The sequence below is a fragment of the Marinobacter sp. bablab_jr003 genome (assembly GCF_016464245.1).
Classification (GTDB): Bacteria; Pseudomonadota; Gammaproteobacteria; order Pseudomonadales; family Oleiphilaceae; genus Marinobacter; species Marinobacter vinifirmus.
In genome coordinates, this window is the sequence record NZ_JADARC010000078.1 from 1 (window position 1) to 2,786 (window position 2,786).

The window sequence follows — 2,786 nt, forward strand, 5'->3', positions numbered from 1 at the left end:
TGCGCACCATGGGCATTCAGGCGGTGTATCCACGCCCCAGAACCAGCATTCCGGGCGACGGGCACAAAGTTTATCCGTACCTGCTCAAAGGGCTGAAAATCGACCGCCCCAACCAGGTGTGGGCAACGGATATTTCGTACGGTGTGCCCGGAGTCCAGGGCGAGCATGGAAGCTCAAATGGACCACGAGTCTATCTGGAATATTGAACCGGTAATTCAGGAGGAAGTAACCAATCAATCCCACCCACTGTGAGGGTGGTGAGCCTGAGCGGCAGTGACCTGCGGTATGCCCGCAGGGTGATGTAACCCGCTGACAACGGGGATTGAGGCGAGGTCACTAAGCCAAGATGATCCTCAAGGCTGAGTACTGAAAGGCTGAAGAACATGAACCCATTCATCCGCCTCTGTGGGTTGAAATGTCACCACGGCTTACGTGACCTGATAAGCCGTACGGGAAGGTTGGGCAGCATGACGCATAGGCGCTGCCAAACGAAGAAGTCCAAATTGGTAGCTCGGGCTTCGGTTCAGCAGTATCCATCACAGATTGGACTGGTGCTTCCTGTCAACTTGCGGCAAGCAAGGGTAAAGAGTGCGATGGGCAGCCTCCTCAGCATGCTGGAGTCCAGATAGGTAAACCGGGGAAGGTCAATATTGGATGCCAAGGGGGCATGACCCCGATGCCAAGTTGACTGGCGGAGCTCCCGTAGTAGTCCGCGATGGGGAAAGCCCATTACATGGCGAAGGGGAGCAGTTTAAACGTGTTTGCCAAGCAAACTACCTGACCAAACAAGGTGAAGACCTTTGATAATCAGCGAAATGCAACGCAAGCTAGCGACCTGGACAACAACCGACCCCACCCGCCGGGTGGACAGGTTGTTGCGCCTGATAGCACAGCCTGACTGGCTCGCAGAAGCGGCTCGGGTCACTCTGTCTTCCAAAGGGGCAAACACGCCCGGGATAGACGGAGAGATCAAGCTGACTGTGCAGGACAGGCTGCCGGCTATTCTTCAACAGATCAGGAGTGATTTACTCTCCGATGTTTACCAGCCGTTACCGGCCCGAAGGGTGTATATCCCAAAGGCCAACGGCAAGCAACGACCACTGGGTATCCCGACCCTACGCGACCGCATCGTTCAACGGGCCATGTTAATGGCGATGGAGCCCATGTGGGAGAGCGACTTCCATACGCTCTCCTACGGGTTCCGACCGGAGCGGAGCGTTCATCACGCGATCCGTACAGTGAAACTGCAACTGACGGACAATAAGGAAACGCGCGGACGCTGGGTCATTGAAGGGGATCTGTCCAGCTACTTTGATACCGTGCATCACCGGCTTCTGATGAAAGCTGTACGTCGCAGAATCAGGGACCGACGGTTCCTGAACCTTCTCTGGCGATTCATAAAAGCCGGTCATATTGATGCAGGTCTTTTCCGGGCAGCAAGTGAGGGCGTACCTCAGGGCGGTGTTATATCGCCACTGCTATCGAATATCATGTTGCATGAGTTCGATCAGTACCTGAATAGGCGCTACCTCGGCAAAAAGGCCCGAAAGGATCGATGGTACTGGAACCACAGTATCCGAATCGGTCGAAGCTCAGCCATCCGAGAGAACCGACAATGGAAGCCAGCCGTCGCCTACTGCCGCTATGCCGATGACTTTGTGGTTATCGTCAAGGGCACCAAAGCCCAGGCAGAGGCGATTAGAGAAGAATGCCGGGAGATGCTGGAAGGAACTCTCAAGCTGACACTGAACATGGATAAGACCAAGATTACCCATGTGAATGACGGCTTCGTGTTCCTGGGGCATCGCATCATCCGCAAGCGGAGCCGCTATGGCGACATGCGGGTGGTGACGACAATCCCCCGGGATAAGGCACGTAACTTTGCAGCATCTTTAACCGCCAAGCTGTCAGGCAATTATAGTGAAAGCAAAATCGACATGGTCGAATCCATCAACCGAAAGCTGAAAGGCTGGGCGGCGTTCTACCAGTTCGTCGATTACAAAGCGAAAGTCTTCAGCTACATCGATGGTGTCGTGTTCTGGAAACTGGCCCATTGGCTGGGCCGCAAATATCGCTCCCGGCTCAAACCGCTGATGCGTCATTGGTTCAAAGCCCCGGCTTCAGGTCAAAGTAAGACTTGGGTGCTGTATGGCAAAACCAATCAGGGGCTATTCAGTGGCGCCATCCTGTACCGACTCGTCGGTCACGGGAAAAAGCGATTCCGTTGGCGTCTTCCAGAGGGTAATCCCTACCTGAGGACAGAGTCCAGAAACACGTGGACCTCTCGCTTTCCCGAAGTTGCTATGGCCTTCGCCAGCGTTTAAGCGGAGAGCCGGATGCGCTGAAAGGTGCACGTCCGGTTCGGAGAGGAGAGGCAGGGAGATAGTTCGACTACGCCCTGCCTCTTACTCTACTGCCGCTGGCCCGAGGCTTCATGTATTTGGTCGCCATTATCGACTGGTACAGCCGTAAGGTGCTGTCCTGGCGGGTCTCCAATACCATGGACACAGACTTCTGCATCGATGCCCTGGAGGAAGCCCTACAGCGCCATGGAACGCCGGAAATCTTCAATACTGATCAAGGTGCCCAGTTCACCAGTGAGGCCTTCACAGGCGCTCTCAAGGAGCATGGCATTCGGATCAGCCGGACGGCAAGGGCTGCTATCATGACAACATCTTCGTGGAACGGCTCTGGCGCAGCGTCAAGCACGAGTGCGTCTACCTCACAGCCTTCGAGGATGGACGCCACTTGAAGCAGGCGCTCCACCGGTACTTCCGGCATTACAA

At 55.3% G+C, this 2,786-nt stretch carries 1 protein-coding gene and 2 pseudogenes; all 3 read left to right on the plus strand.

Features of this window, described 5'->3' with window-relative positions:
• Nucleotides 1-140: pseudogene (locus tag H3Z84_RS16930) on the plus strand (IS3 family transposase); the annotation flags it as partial.
• A gap of 660 nt (nt 141-800) precedes the next feature.
• Nucleotides 801-2,324: a group II intron reverse transcriptase/maturase gene (ltrA, locus tag H3Z84_RS07540; protein WP_405416933.1), complete on the plus strand. Its 1,524-nt coding sequence runs from the start codon at nt 801-803 to the stop codon at nt 2,322-2,324.
• A gap of 80 nt (nt 2,325-2,404) precedes the next feature.
• A pseudogene (locus H3Z84_RS07545) lies at nt 2,405-2,786 on the plus strand (transposase); the annotation flags it as partial.